General features: G+C 69.1%; 14 protein-coding genes. 5 read left to right on the top strand and 9 right to left on the bottom strand.

The genetic code is table 11. The features are described from left to right. Positions 1 to 2: 2 nt before the first annotated feature. Complete coding sequence (locus tag ACQQ2N_RS11620) at positions 3 to 1,136, bottom strand: 5-(carboxyamino)imidazole ribonucleotide synthase (protein ID WP_440221738.1); 1,134 nt, start codon at positions 1,134 to 1,136, stop codon at positions 3 to 5. A gap of 3 nt (positions 1,137 to 1,139) precedes the next feature. Further along, positions 1,140 to 1,646, bottom strand: a complete 507-nt coding sequence (gene purE / locus ACQQ2N_RS11615; protein WP_440221737.1) for a 5-(carboxyamino)imidazole ribonucleotide mutase — start codon at positions 1,644 to 1,646, stop codon at positions 1,140 to 1,142. 93 nt (positions 1,647 to 1,739) lie between these two features. Here purE and ACQQ2N_RS11610 point away from each other — a divergent pair, with 93 nt between their 5' ends. From ACQQ2N_RS11610 to nadC, 3 genes are all read left to right on the top strand, one after another. Continuing rightward, positions 1,740 to 2,009 carry a Trm112 family protein gene (locus ACQQ2N_RS11610; protein ID WP_440221736.1) on the top strand — a complete coding sequence of 90 codons (270 nt, stop codon included), beginning with the start codon at positions 1,740 to 1,742 and terminating at the stop codon, positions 2,007 to 2,009. A 128-nt stretch (positions 2,010 to 2,137) separates the two neighbouring features. Next, a complete protein-coding gene (locus tag ACQQ2N_RS11605) occupies positions 2,138 to 4,564 on the top strand; it encodes a DUF1631 domain-containing protein (RefSeq protein ID WP_440221735.1) in 2,427 nt (808 codons plus the stop codon). 76 nt (positions 4,565 to 4,640) lie between these two features. Continuing rightward, positions 4,641 to 5,486, top strand: coding sequence for a carboxylating nicotinate-nucleotide diphosphorylase (gene nadC / locus ACQQ2N_RS11600; protein WP_440221734.1), 846 nt, complete (start codon positions 4,641 to 4,643; stop codon positions 5,484 to 5,486). A gap of 14 nt (positions 5,487 to 5,500) precedes the next feature. Here nadC and ACQQ2N_RS11595 read toward each other — a convergent pair whose 3' ends face one another. Beyond that, positions 5,501 to 6,295, bottom strand: a complete 795-nt coding sequence (locus ACQQ2N_RS11595; protein ID WP_440221733.1) for an FHA domain-containing protein — start codon at positions 6,293 to 6,295, stop codon at positions 5,501 to 5,503. Positions 6,296 to 6,326: 31 nt separating this feature from the next. Next, a complete protein-coding gene (locus ACQQ2N_RS11590) occupies positions 6,327 to 8,753 on the bottom strand; it encodes a bifunctional serine/threonine-protein kinase/formylglycine-generating enzyme family protein (RefSeq protein WP_440221732.1) in 2,427 nt (808 codons plus the stop codon). A 166-nt stretch (positions 8,754 to 8,919) separates the two neighbouring features. On the opposite strand from ACQQ2N_RS11590, the gene ACQQ2N_RS11585 reads away from it, so the two are divergent. After that, positions 8,920 to 9,240 (top strand): DUF3301 domain-containing protein, encoded by a 321-nt coding sequence (locus ACQQ2N_RS11585; RefSeq protein WP_440221731.1) that lies wholly within the window; start codon positions 8,920 to 8,922, stop codon positions 9,238 to 9,240. Positions 9,241 to 9,243: 3 nt separating this feature from the next. Here the strand turns inward: ACQQ2N_RS11585 and ACQQ2N_RS11580 are convergent, their stop codons facing one another. From ACQQ2N_RS11580 to petA, 5 genes are all read right to left on the bottom strand, one after another. Further along, positions 9,244 to 9,627 (bottom strand): ClpXP protease specificity-enhancing factor, encoded by a 384-nt coding sequence (locus tag ACQQ2N_RS11580; protein WP_440225748.1) that lies wholly within the window; start codon positions 9,625 to 9,627, stop codon positions 9,244 to 9,246. A 27-nt stretch (positions 9,628 to 9,654) separates the two neighbouring features. Then, positions 9,655 to 10,278: a glutathione S-transferase N-terminal domain-containing protein gene (locus tag ACQQ2N_RS11575; RefSeq protein ID WP_440221730.1), complete on the bottom strand. Its 624-nt coding sequence runs from the start codon at positions 10,276 to 10,278 to the stop codon at positions 9,655 to 9,657. Between the two features lie 169 nt (positions 10,279 to 10,447). Next, positions 10,448 to 11,194: a cytochrome c1 gene (locus ACQQ2N_RS11570; protein WP_440225747.1), complete on the bottom strand. Its 747-nt coding sequence runs from the start codon at positions 11,192 to 11,194 to the stop codon at positions 10,448 to 10,450. Between the two features lie 7 nt (positions 11,195 to 11,201). Continuing rightward, positions 11,202 to 12,467: a cytochrome b gene (locus ACQQ2N_RS11565; protein ID WP_440221729.1), complete on the bottom strand. Its 1,266-nt coding sequence runs from the start codon at positions 12,465 to 12,467 to the stop codon at positions 11,202 to 11,204. Then, positions 12,467 to 13,063 (bottom strand): ubiquinol-cytochrome c reductase iron-sulfur subunit, encoded by a 597-nt coding sequence (gene petA / locus ACQQ2N_RS11560; protein ID WP_440221728.1) that lies wholly within the window; start codon positions 13,061 to 13,063, stop codon positions 12,467 to 12,469. The genes ACQQ2N_RS11565 and petA overlap by 1 nt, the downstream gene beginning before the upstream one ends. Positions 13,064 to 13,236: 173 nt before the next feature. Here petA and ACQQ2N_RS11555 point away from each other — a divergent pair, with 173 nt between their 5' ends. Then, on the top strand, positions 13,237 to 14,445 hold the full coding sequence (locus ACQQ2N_RS11555) for a S1C family serine protease (RefSeq protein WP_440221727.1): 1,209 nt from the start codon (positions 13,237 to 13,239) through the stop codon (positions 14,443 to 14,445). Positions 14,446 to 14,469 lie beyond the last annotated feature (24 nt).

Raw genomic sequence — 14,469 nt, 5'->3', positions numbered from 1 at the left:
AATCAGCCGGCGGCGTCAAGCGCCTCGATGACGGGCGCCACCTGCGCCTCGCGGCCGAGCGACGCACCGAGGCCACGCAGGACCTTCGCGAGCGACGCGGCACCGTCCGCGCACACGGTCGCATGGCCGACCTTGCGGCCTTCACGCGGCGACTTGCCGTAGTCGTGCCAGTGCGCGCGCGGCGTCGACAGCACCACGTTCGCGTCAGGCAGTTCGCCGATCCAGTTGAGCATGACACTGCGGCCGAGCGCGGCGGTGTCGCCGAGAGGCAGGCCGAGCACGGCGCGCACATGGTTCTCGAACTGGCTGCAGGCCGTGCCTTCGATGGTCCAGTGCCCGGAGTTGTGCACGCGCGGCGCCATCTCGTTGCCGAGCAGGCGCTCGCCGTGCACGAACAGCTCGAGTGCGAACACGCCGACATAATCGAGGCGCTCGGCCAGCGCGTGCGCATGCTGGACCGCCTGCGCCTCGACCGAAGGCGCGGCGAACGGCGCGAGGCTCGCCGACAGGATGCCGTCGCGATGCCAGTTGCGCGTCACCGGGTAATGGCGGAACTCGCCCGAGCGCGAACGCACCGCCACGATCGACACTTCGAAGTCGAACGGGATGAACTGCTCGAGGATCAGCGCATGGCCGCCGAGCAGGGCCCAGGCCTTGTCGAGGTCGGCCTCGCTGCGCAACACGAACTGGCCCTTGCCGTCGTAGCCGAGGCGACGCGTCTTGAGCACGGACGGCAAGCCGATCGCCTGCACGGCCTGCGCGAGTTCGTCACGCGTGTCGACGGTCGCGAACGCGGGCGTGTCGAGCCCGATCGCGCGGAACAGCGTCTTCTCGGCGAAACGGTCCTGCGCGGTCGCTAGCGCGGCGGGGTTCGGGAACACCGGCGCGCGTGCGGTCAGGCGCTGCGCGGTCTCGGCCGGCACGTTCTCGAAATCGAAGGTGACCACGTCCACGCGTGCGGCGAACGCATCGAGGGCCTCGTCGTCGCGCCAGTCGGCGCGCAGCAGCGGCGCGACCTGTGCGGCACAGGCGTCTTCCGCGGTGTCGACGACGAGAAAGCGATGCCCGAGCGGCGCGCCGGCGAGGGCGAGCATGCGCGCGAGCTGGCCGCCGCCGAGGATGCCGATCGTGGCCAAGGCTCAGTCCTTGCGCGGATCGGAGCGCGCGAGCACGGCTTCGGTCTGCTCGCGACGGTAGCGGTCGAGGCGCGCCGCGACGGCACCGTCGCCGATCGCGAGGATCGCCGTCGCACACAGCGCGGCGTTGACCGCGCCGGCACGGCCGATCGCGAACGTCGCGACCGGGATGCCGGCCGGCATCTGCACGATCGACAGCAGCGAGTCCATGCCGTTGAGCGCGTGCGACTGCACCGGCACGCCGAGCACCGGCACGCGTGTCTTCGCGGCGAGCATGCCCGGCAGATGCGCCGCACCGCCGGCACCGGCGATGATCGCGGCGAGGCCGCGCGAGGCGGCCGTCTCGGCGTACTCGAACATCGAGTCGGGCGTGCGGTGCGCAGACACCACGCAGACCTCGTGGGCGATGCCGAGGTGCTCGAGGGTTTCCGCGGCGTGACGCATGGTCTCCCAGTCGGAACGGGATCCCATGACGACGCCGATGCGCGGATCGCTGGAAGTCGGGCTCATTGGTCGGTGCGCGGAAAAGCCGCTATTGTAAGCGCATCCGCAAGCCCTCAACGCAGCGCTGCGACGTTTCCGTCGCGCGCTCCGGATCTCCTCATGGACAAACGCCTGCTCGACATCCTGCGCTGCCCGCACTCGGGCCAGCCGCTCCACGTGCTCGATCGAGCCGGCCTGGACGCGCTCAATCGCGCGATCGCCGCCGGCGGTGTGCGTGCCGCGGACGGCTCGGCCCTGGCGTCGTCGCTTTCCGAGGCGCTCGTGACGGCCGACCATGCGACGATCTACCGCGTCGACGACGGCATCCCCGTGCTGCTCGCCGACCAGCGTATCGATGCGCGCGCGCTGGACGCCGTCGCACCGGCGTGAACGCGCACGGCGAGTTGTGACTTCGTTCACACCGCGCTAACGATCGGCACACGATGCTGCCATCAGACTGAGGCAGATTGCGTCCGTGCGCCCGCACGGGCGCCCACAGGTTCGGGAAACAGGCCGTCATGAACACCAACGAGGACCCGTCCGGCAAGGTCGTCGACCTCAAGCATCGCCAGGCCGCGCAGGCCGGCGACCGCGTCGGCGAGCTGCTCAAGCTCGTGCGCGGGATCGCGCTCAAGCGTGTCAACGGCCTCGTCAGCACGCTGTTCGAGAATGTCGACGACGCGCTCTTCGACCTCGCCGAACGTGCGCAGAGCAACGCCTCTCAGGTGCAGTTCTTCGACGGCATGCGCGAGGTGCGCAAGAAGCGCCAGCTCGTCGAGCGCGTTTTCCAGGATCAGCTTTCGAAGATCTTCGCCGACTTCGCCGACGGCAAGCTCAAGCCGGTCAAGCCCGAGGTGGGCCATCAGGGCAGTGCCGGCCTGTCGCTCGTCGACGATCAGGAGCTCGAGGAGTCGCTCGCGATCTCGAGCATGGTCGCCAAGGCCGAGAACCGCCTCGCGCGCACGCTGTTCCTCGTCAACCAGCGCCTCGCCGTGATCAACGGCGGCCACGCGGTCGAGGACGCGAGCAACCCGGTCGGGCCCGCGCCGTTGTGCCAGGCCTTCCGCACCGCCGTGCGCGAGCTCGAGCTCAACGTCGAGGTGAAGCTCATCATCTACAAGCTGTTCGACCGCTACGTGATGGCGGGACTCGAGCCGCTCTACGACGAGGTCAATGCCGAGCTGATCCGGGCCGGCGTGCTGCCGCAGATCCGCCACCAGATGCCGTCGGCAGGACGCGGGGCTCCGCACGGCGGAGCCGGCACCGGGCCGGGCGCCCACGCGCCCGCCGGCGTCGCTGCCGACCCGAATGCCTATACACAGGGGCATGCTGCCCACGGCATGCCGGGCGCCTACGATCCCGTCGGCGCCGAACTGCAGGCCGAGCTGTACGAAACCGTGCGCAGCCTGCTCGCCAGCCGGCGCCCGACCGAGCACGTCGGCGACTTCGGCGGCGGCTACGCGACCGGCGCACCGCTCGTGCCGAACCTGAGCCCGACCGATCTCCTCAACGCGCTGAGCATCCTGCAGGGCCAGCAGACGATCGCCGCGCACTCGCAGGCCACGAGCGCAGCCGACGCCGCGCAGGCGGTGCAGCAGATCAAGCAGGAACTGCTCGACCAGGTACGCAAGCTTGGCGGTGCCGCCGCGAGCGCACACCACGTCTCGACCGCCGACGAGGACACGATCGACCTGGTCGGCATGCTGTTCGAGTTCATCCTCCAGGACCGCAACATTCCTTCCGAGATCCAGGCCCTGCTCGGACGCCTGCAGATCCCCTATCTCAAGATCGCGATCCTCGACAAGCACCTGTTCGCGCAGAAGTCGCATCCGGCGCGTCGCCTGCTCGACGCGATGGCCGAGGCCGGCAAGGGCTGGTCGCCCGAAGCGGATGCCGACCACCGCCTGCACGACCGCATCAAGGCCGCGATCGACAAGGTGCTGCTCGAGTTCGACGACGACCTCGGCATCATCGAGAAGGAGCTCGAGAGCTTCGACCAGTTCACGCAGCAGAACCGCCGGCGCGCGGACCTCGCGGAACAGCGCGCGGCCGAGGTCACGCGTGGCCGCGAGAAGCTGCACGCAGCGCGTCGTGACGCCGCGCGCGAGATCCTGCAGCGCATCGGCGACCGCGAGCTGCCGCCGGTCGTGCACAACGTGCTGTCGCGCCCGTGGGCGAACTACCTCGTGCTGACCAAGCTGCGCCATGGGGCGGAGTCGGACGAGTGGAAGAACGCGCTGCGCTTCGCCGACGAGTTCGTCTGGAGCGCGATGCCGAAGACGACCGAGGCCGAGAAGGCGCGCCTGCGCGCGCTGCTGCCCCAGCTCGAGAAGGCTCTGCGCCATGGGCTCGGCACGGTTGCCTACCACGATGGCGACGTGCGCTCGCTCATGCAGGAGCTCTCGCAGTTCTACCAGCGCCTCGTCGCGGGCGAGAGCGTCGAGGTCAAGACCGCCAAGGAAGTCATCGAGCGCAACGTGGGCGACACCGTGCGCGCGGAGGACGGCAGTGCGCCGTCGAACGACCTTCCGGCCTCGAACCAGAGTCCGGTCGAGGAGGTCGTGCTCGGCACGGCCAGCATCGAGCCGGATCCCGTCGAGGTGGTCGACGACGCGGAAGTGGACGCGTTCCTCGAGTCGGTGCGCCAGATGAAGGTCGGCAACTGGATCGAGTTCATCGACGAGTCCGGCAACCGCGAGCGCGCGAAGCTCTCCTGGATCAGTCCGATCAGCTCGAAGTACCTCTTCGTGAACCGCCGCGGCCTCAAGGTCTGCGACAAGACCGCGACCGCGCTCGCCGCCGAACTGCGCCAGGGCAATGCGGTGCTGCTCGAGGAAGTGCCGCTGTTCGATCGCGCGCTCGATGCGATCGTCGAGCGCCTGCGCAAATCGGGACCTGCCGAGGGTTCCGCACCGACGCCACCTCCGGCGCCTTCGCCGGCGTGACGGCCGGCGCGCGCACTTCCACGGTGCGCGCGCTTGGCCTAACCTGCGCGACCGTCCGCCGCGGAGCGCAGCCACGATGACGTCCCCATCCGCCGAGGCCATCCATGACGATGTCGAGCGCGCGCTGCGCGAGGACGTCGGCAGCGGCGATGTCACGGCCCTGCTCCTGCCCGCCGAGCGCCGCGCGCGTGCGCGCGTGATCACGCGCGAAACCGCCGTGCTGTGCGGTCGCGACTGGTTCGATGCGTGCTTCGCCGCGGTGGATCCCGCGGTGCGCGTGAGCTGGCTCGCCGAGGAAGGCGCGCGTGTGGCCGCGGGCGACGTGCTGTGCCGCGTGGAAGGTCCCGCACGGGCACTCGTCACGGCCGAACGTTGCGCACTCAACTTCCTGCAGACGCTGTCGGCGACCGCGACCGTGACGGCGACCTATGTCGCCGCCGTCAAGGGTACGCGCGCACGCATCCTCGACACGCGCAAGACGCTGCCCGGCCTGCGCCTCGCGCAGAAGTACGCGGTACGCACCGGCGGCGGCACGAACCATCGCATCGGCCTGTTCGACGCCGTGCTCGTCAAGGAGAACCATGTCGCCGCGGCGGGTTCGATCGCGGCGGCCGTCTCCCGCGCGCGCGAACTGCATCCCGGGCTGCTCGTCGAGGTCGAGGTCGAGGATTTCGTGGAACTGCGCGAAGCCCTCGCCGCGCAGGCCGACCGCATCATGCTCGACGAATTCGAGCCCGATGAACTGATGCAGGCGGTCGCCGAAGTCGACGGTCGCGTGCCGCTCGAGGTCTCCGGCGGCGTCGGCCTCGAGCGCGTGCGCGCGATCGCCGAGACCGGCGTCGATTTCATCTCGATCGGCGCACTGACCAAGCACGTGCGCGCCGTCGACCTGTCGATGCGCGTCGAACTCGTCGACGCGTGAACCGACGCGCGGCGTCAGCTGCCGCGCAGCATCCAGAAGGCGACGCCCGCGACGACCGCAAGCGCGACCACGACGCCGATGACGAGGCCGGCCTTCGATCCCGATGGCCTGGTTTCGACGACGGGTTCCGCGGCTCGCGACGCGCCAGCCGCCGGAACCTGCGCGCCCGGCGCGAGCAGCAGGAAGCGGATCGTGTCCAGTCGCAGCTCCTCGCCCGGGTGCAGCATGCCGGTGTGCACGCGCTTGTCGTTGATCCAGGTGCCGTTGGCCGAGCCGAGATCCTCGACCATGACGCCTTCGCTCGTGACCTGCAGGCGAAGATGGTGACGCGAGACTTCGTCGGCCGGGATCGAGATGTCGCAGTCGGCCTGGCGACCCACCGTCATCGTGCCGGTGAGCGCGAAGTTGCGCCCGAAAGTCGGACCCGACACGCCGCGCAGCATGAACTTCGGTAACGCCATGCGCACGCGCGTGCGGCCGTCTTCGGGGGCAGCGGCGGCCGCCGGTGGCGGTACCGGGGTGACGCGTTCGACCGCGACGACGCGGCAACCGATACGCCCGAACAGCAGCAGGTCGCCCGGCTTGAGCGGACTCTCGCCGTCGATCTGGCGACCGTTGAGCACGGTCGCGACACTCGCGTCGCGCACGCGCACGGTGGCCTGGCCATCGCGCGTCTCGATCTCGCAATGGTCGAGCGCGACGCCCGAGGCGACCAGCACGACATGGGCATCGCTGCCCGAGCCGACGCGCGTGATGCCCTCCCCGAGCATCACGGTCTCGTGCTCGCCATTCGGAAAAATCAGCTTCATCACGCCCCCTTGGCGCTTCGGTGATGCGGTGTCACGGATCGATCTCGCGCACGACGCGGAAACCGAGGGTGTTCATGGCGACGTCGTCGCCGTACGCGTTGCTTTCGGTGACGCCCTCGCGATCACCCGGAGACATCCAGCCGCGTCCGCGCACACCGTGCTCGCGGCAGCCCGCGGCGAGCGCGCCGGACTTGCCGCACGCGGCAATCCACTCGCGTGCGTTGCCGTCGATGTCGAACACGCCGGCGACGGCCGGGAACCGGCCGGCCGGAGAGGTCGCGGAGAAGCCGTCGTCGCATTCGGCCCCGGCACGCGTGTCGAAGGCCTTGCGGAATGCGGCATCGGCGAGGTTCGCGCTCGTGCAGCTTCCCGCGGGCGCCTGCTTCGCGAGCGAGTCCCATTCGGCGGCCGTGGCTAGGCGATAGCGCTTGCCGGTCGACGTCGAGAGCCACTGGGCGTACGCCGCCGCCTGCGCGAAGCTCACGCAGACGACCGGATGCGTGTCGTCCTGGTCGAATCCGGGCACCTGCCAGGTACGCTTGCGCGACGAGCGGAACACCGACTCGCGGTCGCGGCACGAAGGCTCCTTGCCGCCGAACTGGCGCTGGCCCGCCGCGGCCCACCAGCGTGCGAATTCGGCGCGCGTGGTCTCGCGGCGCGCGAACGCGAGGCGCGTCGACGTGACGACGAGCTCGGGGCCCTTGCCGTCACCGGCGGTGTCGCGGAACACGAAACCGGGCGCGCCGATGCGGTCGACCGTACGCAGGGCGTCGCGCGCTCTGGTGTTCTTCGCGTCGAGCACGAGCGCCTTCTCGTAGGCCGCGCGCGCCGCGTCCTTGTCCCACGCGAGCGCAGCGGCGTCCGCCTGTGCGACGAAGGCATCGACTTCGGTCGTGCGGCGCGTGCGCGCAGCGGCGACCGTCGCGGCACCATCGGGTACGGTCGCCGCGACTTCCTCGGCCTTGGCGAGAAAGTCGGTGAATTCCTTGGGGTTGCCGGCCGTCCACGCCTTCTCGGCGAGATCGACGTAGGCACGCGCCGTGTCGACCACGCCCTGGGCGGCGGGCTTGGACTTCGCGTCGATGCGCAGGGCGAGGCTGAACCGCTCGAACGCATTCGTGCGCGGCGGGTTGGTCAGGCGCTGACCGGCGAGATCGGCGCGCGCGAGGCGCACGAGCTCGACGACCGGATCGACGACCGTGGGCACCTTCGATAGATCGAGCGGCTCCTCGCTCGCGACGTCGGTGGCTTCGGTCGTCACGTCGGTCGACGCGACCGTGTCGGAAATCACGGGCGCAGCCGTCGTTCCTGCAGCGGGATCGGCGGGCGGTGGCGGCGAAGGCGCGGTGGCGACCGGCGTGTCCACGGGCCTGGGCGCTTCGGGCGCAGGCTTCGCCGGCGCCGGGCGCACTGCAGCCGTCGTGGTCGACGACTTCGGCGCGAAGACCGCATAGCCGACGCCGGCCACGACGAGCGCTCCGACGATGGCGAGCACGACAGGGATCCAGCGCTTTCCCGCGGGAGCGGGAGCGGCATCCACGACGGAAGGAGCCGGCTCCGTCGCGGGCACGTGAGCACGCGCCGCAGGCTCGGCCGTCGCACGCGCGGCGGCCGCGGCCGCGACCGCGTCGCGCTTGATCACGCGCGTCGGCGCTTCGGCCTCGGGCGCCGGCGCAGGTGCAGCGGCACGCGCATCGAAGCGCGAAAGCGCCGCGACGAACTCGTCCGCACTCTGGTAGCGGTCGGCCGGGTCCTTCGCGAGCGCCTTGTCGATGATCGGCTGCCAGTGCGCCTGCGCGGGCGGCAGGCGCGGGATCGGCTCGAACACGTGCGCGTACGACACGGCGAAGCCGTCGGCGCCCTCGTAGGGCGGCTTGCCTGTGAGTCCGAACCACGTCAGCACACCGAGGCCGTAGAGGTCGGAGCGCGCGTCGACGTCGCCGCCACGCGCCTGCTCGGGGCTCATGTAGTGGCTGGTACCGATCGAGATGCCGGCGCTCGTGATGCGGGCAGCCTGGCTGATCGCGCGCGCGATGCCGAAGTCGGTCAGCACCGGCGTGTCGTTGACGTCGAACAGGATGTTGCCGGGCGCGACGTCGCGGTGCACGTAGCCGCGCTGGTGCGCGTAGCCGAGCGCATTGGCGACGCCCTCGAGCACGCGCACGAGGTCCTTCTCGGACAGGCCGATGCGCACGCGCTGGGCGAAGTCGCCGCCCGACAGGTGCTGCATCGAGAAGTAGTTGAGCTGCGTCTGCGTCACGCCGACGTCGTACACCTGCACGATGTTCGGGTGGGCGAGCGACGCGAGCATGCGCGCTTCCTGCAGGAAGCGCTTGGAGAAGGTCGGGTCGACGGCGAGCGCAGGGGCCATGACCTTGAGCGCGACCTCCCGGTCCAGCGAGGTCTGCACCGCGAGATAGACGCTGGCCATCCCGCCCGCACCCAGCTCGCGTCGCACCAGGTAGCCTGGAATATCGATTGCCGTCACTCGGAACTCCCCACGCAGTGCCGGGATTGTAGCGAACCGGCGACGTCCCACGATGAACCCGAGGTAAGAAAGGCGAGGGCTTGTCGCCCCGCGTGACCGCCTCCACACTCACGTCATGCTGGGGACGATGATACCGATGTTGCTGGGGGGGCTCGCCGTGGCCCTGTGGTTCGACGCGCTCGCCGCTCGCGAGCTCGCCGCGCGCAGCGCGCGCCGCCTGTGCCAGGAAGCCGGCCTGCAGCTGCTCGACCACACCGTGTCGCTGCAGAGGATCGGCTTCGCACGTCGCGACGGCCGGCTCTGCCTGCGGCGGCGCTACGGGTTCGAGGTCAGCTTCGACGGCACCGACCGCCACCCCGCGAATGTCAGCATGGTCGGGCGCAGCGTCGGGACCTGGACGCTGCCCGTGCGCGAGGTCGCCAACGGGCTGCCGCCGATCGTCCACATCGTCGAGTGAGCCTTACTTGACCACGCGCAGCGTCGGTCGCTTCGGTGCCTCTTCGGGCGGCTCGGGCTCGGGTTCCGGCTCGGGAGTCCCCTCGGCCGGGAACATCATGCCCTGCCCGTTCTCCTGCGCGTAGATCGCCAGCACCGCGAACACGGGGATCTCGATCGACTGGCTGACCCCGCCGAAACGCGCGAGGAACGTCACCACATCGTTGCCGATCTTGAGCTGGGCGACCGCGCGCGGCGCGATGCTGAGCACGACCCGGCCGTCCTTCACGGCACTCGGCGGAACCCTCACGCCGCCCGCCGCCGCATCGACGAGCAGGTAGGGCGTGAGGTCGTTGTCGCAGATCCATTCGAGCATCGCCCGCAGCAGGTACGGGCGGTTGGAACTCATTGCAGTTGCAGACACCAGCCCGTTTCCTCAGTGGCGCAAGGCGCGTTCTTCGGCTGTCAGGCTACGCGTGAAACCCTGGCTGCGGAAGATGCGTTCGCCGTAGTCGAGCACGGGTTGCGCTTCCTTGGGCAACTGCACATCGAGCGCCTCGAGGCGCCAGATCAACGGCGCGAGCGCGCAGTCGGCCAGGCTCATCTCGGGACTCAGGAAGAACCGGGATGCCTTGAAGGCCGGCGCATTGCGGACGAGGTCGTCGCGCAAGGTGCGGCGCGCGGCGTCGGCGGCCTTGCCGCCTTCGTCGATGCGGTCCACGAGGGTGAGCCAGTCGTTCTCGAGGCGCACGATCGCCAGGCGAAGGCGCGCACGGGAGAGCGGGTCGACCGGCATCAGCGGGGGATGCGGGTAGCGCTCGTCGAGGTATTCGCAGATGACACTCGTGTCGTAGAGCACGAGGTCTCGGTCGACCAGGGTCGGGACCGAGTTGTACGGATTGAGGTCGATGAGGTCTTCCGGCGGGTTGTCGAGGTCGACCGTCACATGGTCGTAACTGACGCCCTTCGCCGCGAGCACGAGCCGGACCCTGTGCGAATGCACGCAGTCCGGCGCCGAGAACACCGTCAGAACCGCGCGCGAGCGCTGATTCAAGGCCATTCGCAACTCCTCCCCCGCGGGCCGGGACCCCGCCAGATCCAGAACAGCCGGAGCAATTCCGGCTGCTCCCGAGGCGCCGAACTTTACTACGGCGGGACTGAACCGCATAGCGGGCCCGTGAAGGGCCGGGGAACGGGTCGGCCCGCCGTGGGCGGGCCGGCCGGCGACGTCAGTGGACGTCCTTCCAGTATTCCTGCTTGAGCAGCCAGGCCAGCAGCGTGAACAGGCCCAGGAACGCCAGCACCCACACGCCGATCGCCTTGCGCTTGAGACCGGCGGGTTCGGCCGTGTACTGCAGGAAGTTCGCGATGTCGCGCGCCGCAGCGTCGAACTCGGCGGAACTCAGGCGACCTTCCTGGTGCATCTCGAACTTCTCGAACACCGGGTCGCCGCCTTCGTGCGGCTTGAACGTGGCGGTCTGGACGCCCTGCAGCTCCCACAGCGCGTTCGGCATCGACGCGTTCGGGAACGTGGTGTTGTTCCAGCCCAGCGGGCGCGTCGGGTCGATGTAGAACGTCTTGAGGTAGGTGTAGATGTAGTCCGTGCCCTTGGCACGCGCCATGAGCGTCAGGTCGGGTGGCGTCGCACCGAACCAGCGCTTGGCATCGTCGGCGTGCATGCTCGGGGGCACCTGCTCGCCGAACTTCGCCGTCGTGAAGTTCAGGTTGTCCATGACCTGTTCTTCCGTCAGGCCGAGGTCCTCCGCGATGCGCGAGTAGCGCATGAGCTTGAGCGAGTGACAGCCCGAGCAGTAGTTGAAGAACAGCTTGGCGCCGTTCTGCAGGGAACCCGCGTCGGACAGGCTCGCATTGGACGCCTGCAGGCTGCCGCCGCCGGCCGCCATCGCAGCCGCCGGCACGAGCGCGAGGGCCAGCACCATCAACACGTTCACGATCGCATGTCGCGTCTGCTGCATGATCGTCTCAGTCATGGCTCGTCACCCTCTCCGGCACCGGCTTGGTCTTCTCGAAACCGAAGTGGGTGTAGACGAACAGGAAGGCGAAGAAGCCGAAATACGCCGCCGTCAGGATGCGGCCGATCACCGTCTCGACCGGATCGGTACCGGGGCCGGCGCCGATCTTGCCGAGCCACACGAAGCACACGCCGAGGACGAAGATCGCCGCGCGGAAGCCCGTGCCGCGGTAACGCCAGGACTTCACCTTGCCGCGGTCCAGCCATGGCAGGAAGAACAGCACGATGATCGCGCCGAACATGACGAGCACGCCGAGCAGCTTGTCGGGGACCACGCGCAACATCGCGTAGAACGGCGTGTAGTACCACACCGGCTTGATGTGCTCCGGCGTCACCAGGCGGTTGGCCTCGACGAAGTTGTCGTGCTCGAGGAACCAGCCGCCGAGGGTCGGTTCGAAGAACAGGATGAACGCGCAGACCATGAGGAAGCAGCCGGTGTAGAACGTGTCCTTCACCGTGAAGTACGGGTGGAACGGAATGCCGTCGGCCGGTGCCTTGTCGGACCAGCGGTTGCCCTTCGGGCCCTTCTTGATCTCGACGCCGTCCGGGTTGTTCGAACCGACCTCGTGCAGCGCGAAGATGTGCAGCACGACGAGCAGCAGCAGCACCAGCGGCAGCGCGATCACGTGCAGCGCGAAGAAGCGGTTGAGCGTTGCGTCGGACGGCAGGTAATCGCCCATGATCCACTCGGTCAGCGCGCCGCCGACGTACGGGATCGCACCGAACAGCGAGATGATCACCTTGGCGCCCCAGAACGACATCTGGCCCCACGGCAGCACGTAGCCGAGGAACGCCTCGGCCATGAGCACGAGGTAGATCAGCATGCCGAGCACCCACACGAGCTCGCGCGGCTTCTTGTACGAGCCGTACATGACGCCGCGGAACATGTGGATGTAGACGACCACGAAGAACGCCGATGCACCCGTGGAGTGCATGTAGCGGATCAGCCACCCCCACTCGACGTCGCGCATGATGTACTCGACCGAGGCGAACGCTTCCGCGGCGCTCGGCTTGAAGTGCATCGTGAGGAAGATGCCGGTGAGGATCTGGTTGACCAGCACCACCATCGACAGGACGCCGAAGATGTACCAGATGTTGAAGTTCTTCGGAGCGTAGTACTCCGTCATGTGCTTGCGGTAGAACGGCCCGAACGACGGAGCACGGTCGTTGAACCACTCCTGCACGCCGGTCACGGCGCGGGAAAGTGCATTGGCCATTACGCTGCCCCCTCGGCGACGCCGATGACGATGTGGCCGTCGTCGACGAACTTGTAAGGCGGCACGACGAGGTTGCTCGGCGCGGGGACGCCGTCGTAGACGCGACCGGCCATGTCGAAGCGCGACTTGTGGCAGGGGCAGAAGAAACCGCCCTTCCACTCGGCATCGAACGGCTCGGGCTTGAGCTCGGCGTGCAGCTTCGGCGCACAGCCCAGATGCGTGCACAGGCCGACGAGCACGAGTACCTCGGGCTTGAGCGAGCGGTACTCGTTCTGCGCGAACTTCGGCTGCTGGTCGGCGTTCTGCGACTTCGGATCACGCAGGCGACCGTCCTGGCCCGGCAGCGCATCGAGCTGCGCCTTGGTGCGGCGGATGATCCACACGGGCTGGCCGCGCCACTCGTAGATGACCATCTGGCCTTCTTCGAGCTTGCTGATGTCGGCATCGACCGGGGCACCTGCGGTCTTCGCCCGCGCGCTCGGTTGCCACGATTTGATGAAGGGTATGGCAGCCACCGCGACACCCACGCCGCCGACGACAGCCGTCGTCGCGGTCAGGAATCGTCGGCGGCCCTTGTCGACGCCGTCATTTGCCATCCGGCACTCCAGGAGCTTGCTGATTACGGAGCTTGCTGATTACTGCGGAGAAAAGCGGTACAACGATGGGGGAGCCCCAGAATCGTGGTAGTTTAACGAAGCACTCCGTACCGCACAATCAAGCGCGGCGCGGCAGGATGTCCCCCGCCACGGGCGCCCACGCCTTCCGGACCATGCGCAGCGCGACCACCCGCCTCGTCTCCTTCGTCGTGCGCTTCGCCGTGCTCGGCCTCGCCGTCGCGTTCCTCGTGAGCGTGTTAGCGCCGGGCATCGCGAACCGCCTGCGCGGCCCCTCGCCCGCCGCCCCGGTGGCGACCGCCGCGCCGCGCGTGGACTCCCCTCGCGCGAGCGGCCCGTTCTCGTATGCGGACGCGGTGAATCGCGCCGGCCCTGCCGTCGTGAGCATCTATGCGAACAAGATCACGACGATGCGGCAGTACCAGTACCGCGTCACGCCCGACCCGCTGACCCAGCGCCTGTTCGGCTCGATCGTTCGCGGGCCGTCCTACCTGAAGCCGGAACGCAGCCTCGGTTCGGGTGTCGTGTTCAGCGCCGACGGCTACGTGCTCACGAACAACCACGTCATCCACGGCGCCGACGACATCCAGGTGCTGCTGTCGGATGGCAACGTCGCGCGCGCGAGCGTGATCGGCGTCGACGCCGACACCGACCTCGCCGTGCTGCGCATCGAGGCGGCCAACCTCGTGCCGATCAACATCGCCGAAGGCGGCACCACCAACGTCGGCGACGTCGTGCTCGCGATCGGCAATCCGTTCGGCATCGGCAAGACCGTGACGATGGGCATCGTCAGCGCGACCGGCCGACAGTTGCGGCTGTCCGCCTACGAGGATTTCATCCAGACCGACGCCGCGATCAATTCGGGCAACTCGGGCGGCGCGCTCGTCAACGCGGCCGGCGAACTCGTCGGCATCAGCACCGCGTTCTACCGCAACAGCGGCGATGCCAGGCAAGGTGGCGGCGCGACGCAGAGCGCGGAAGGCATCGGCTTCGCGATCCCGGTCGCGACGGCCAAGGCCGTGCTCGACCAGATCGTGCGCCACGGCCTCGTGATCCGCGGCTGGCTCGGCATCGACTACGCCGATGCCTCGCTGGCCAACCCGACGCAACCCGTCGTGGCGCGAGGCGCGGTCGTGCTCGAGGTCCACCCGGGCGGTCCGGCCGCCGCTGCAGGCCTGCGCGCCGGCGACGTGCTGCTGCGCCTGGACGGCGACGAGGTCACCGATGCGACCGACCTGCGCATGCACGAAGCCGCGCTTGCGCCGGGCAAGCTCGTGCGCGTGGAGGGCCTGCGCAACGGCACGGCCTTCACCCTCGATCTCACCATGATGCAGCGCCCACAGCCGACGACCGTCGGGACCTGACCTCGGGCGGGGGCGCGCGGAGGC

Origin of the sequence: Dokdonella aquatica (assembly GCF_051987395.1) — a bacterium.
In the GTDB taxonomy this organism is placed as follows: domain Bacteria; phylum Pseudomonadota; class Gammaproteobacteria; order Xanthomonadales; family Rhodanobacteraceae; genus Dokdonella.
This window is presented reverse-complemented; position numbering and strand designations above follow the sequence as displayed.

What these genes read in the sequence shown, in the direction of transcription:
- purE (WP_440221737.1), bottom strand. Translation starts at nt 1,646, where the DNA reads ATGAGCCCGACTTCCAGCGATCCGCGCATCGGCGTCGTCATGGGATCC.
- ACQQ2N_RS11610 (WP_440221736.1), top strand. Translation starts at nt 1,740, where the DNA reads ATGGACAAACGCCTGCTCGACATCCTGCGCTGCCCGCACTCGGGCCAG.
- ACQQ2N_RS11605 (WP_440221735.1), top strand. Translation starts at nt 2,138, where the DNA reads ATGAACACCAACGAGGACCCGTCCGGCAAGGTCGTCGACCTCAAGCAT.
- nadC (WP_440221734.1), top strand. Translation starts at nt 4,641, where the DNA reads ATGACGTCCCCATCCGCCGAGGCCATCCATGACGATGTCGAGCGCGCG.
- ACQQ2N_RS11595 (WP_440221733.1), bottom strand. Translation starts at nt 6,295, where the DNA reads ATGAAGCTGATTTTTCCGAATGGCGAGCACGAGACCGTGATGCTCGGG.
- ACQQ2N_RS11585 (WP_440221731.1), top strand. Translation starts at nt 8,920, where the DNA reads ATGTTGCTGGGGGGGCTCGCCGTGGCCCTGTGGTTCGACGCGCTCGCC.
- ACQQ2N_RS11580 (WP_440225748.1), bottom strand. Translation starts at nt 9,627, where the DNA reads ATGAGTTCCAACCGCCCGTACCTGCTGCGGGCGATGCTCGAATGGATC.
- ACQQ2N_RS11575 (WP_440221730.1), bottom strand. Translation starts at nt 10,278, where the DNA reads ATGGCCTTGAATCAGCGCTCGCGCGCGGTTCTGACGGTGTTCTCGGCG.
- ACQQ2N_RS11570 (WP_440225747.1), bottom strand. Translation starts at nt 11,194, where the DNA reads ATGCAGCAGACGCGACATGCGATCGTGAACGTGTTGATGGTGCTGGCC.
- ACQQ2N_RS11565 (WP_440221729.1), bottom strand. Translation starts at nt 12,467, where the DNA reads ATGGCCAATGCACTTTCCCGCGCCGTGACCGGCGTGCAGGAGTGGTTC.
- petA (WP_440221728.1), bottom strand. Translation starts at nt 13,063, where the DNA reads ATGGCAAATGACGGCGTCGACAAGGGCCGCCGACGATTCCTGACCGCG.
- ACQQ2N_RS11555 (WP_440221727.1), top strand. Translation starts at nt 13,237, where the DNA reads ATGCGCAGCGCGACCACCCGCCTCGTCTCCTTCGTCGTGCGCTTCGCC.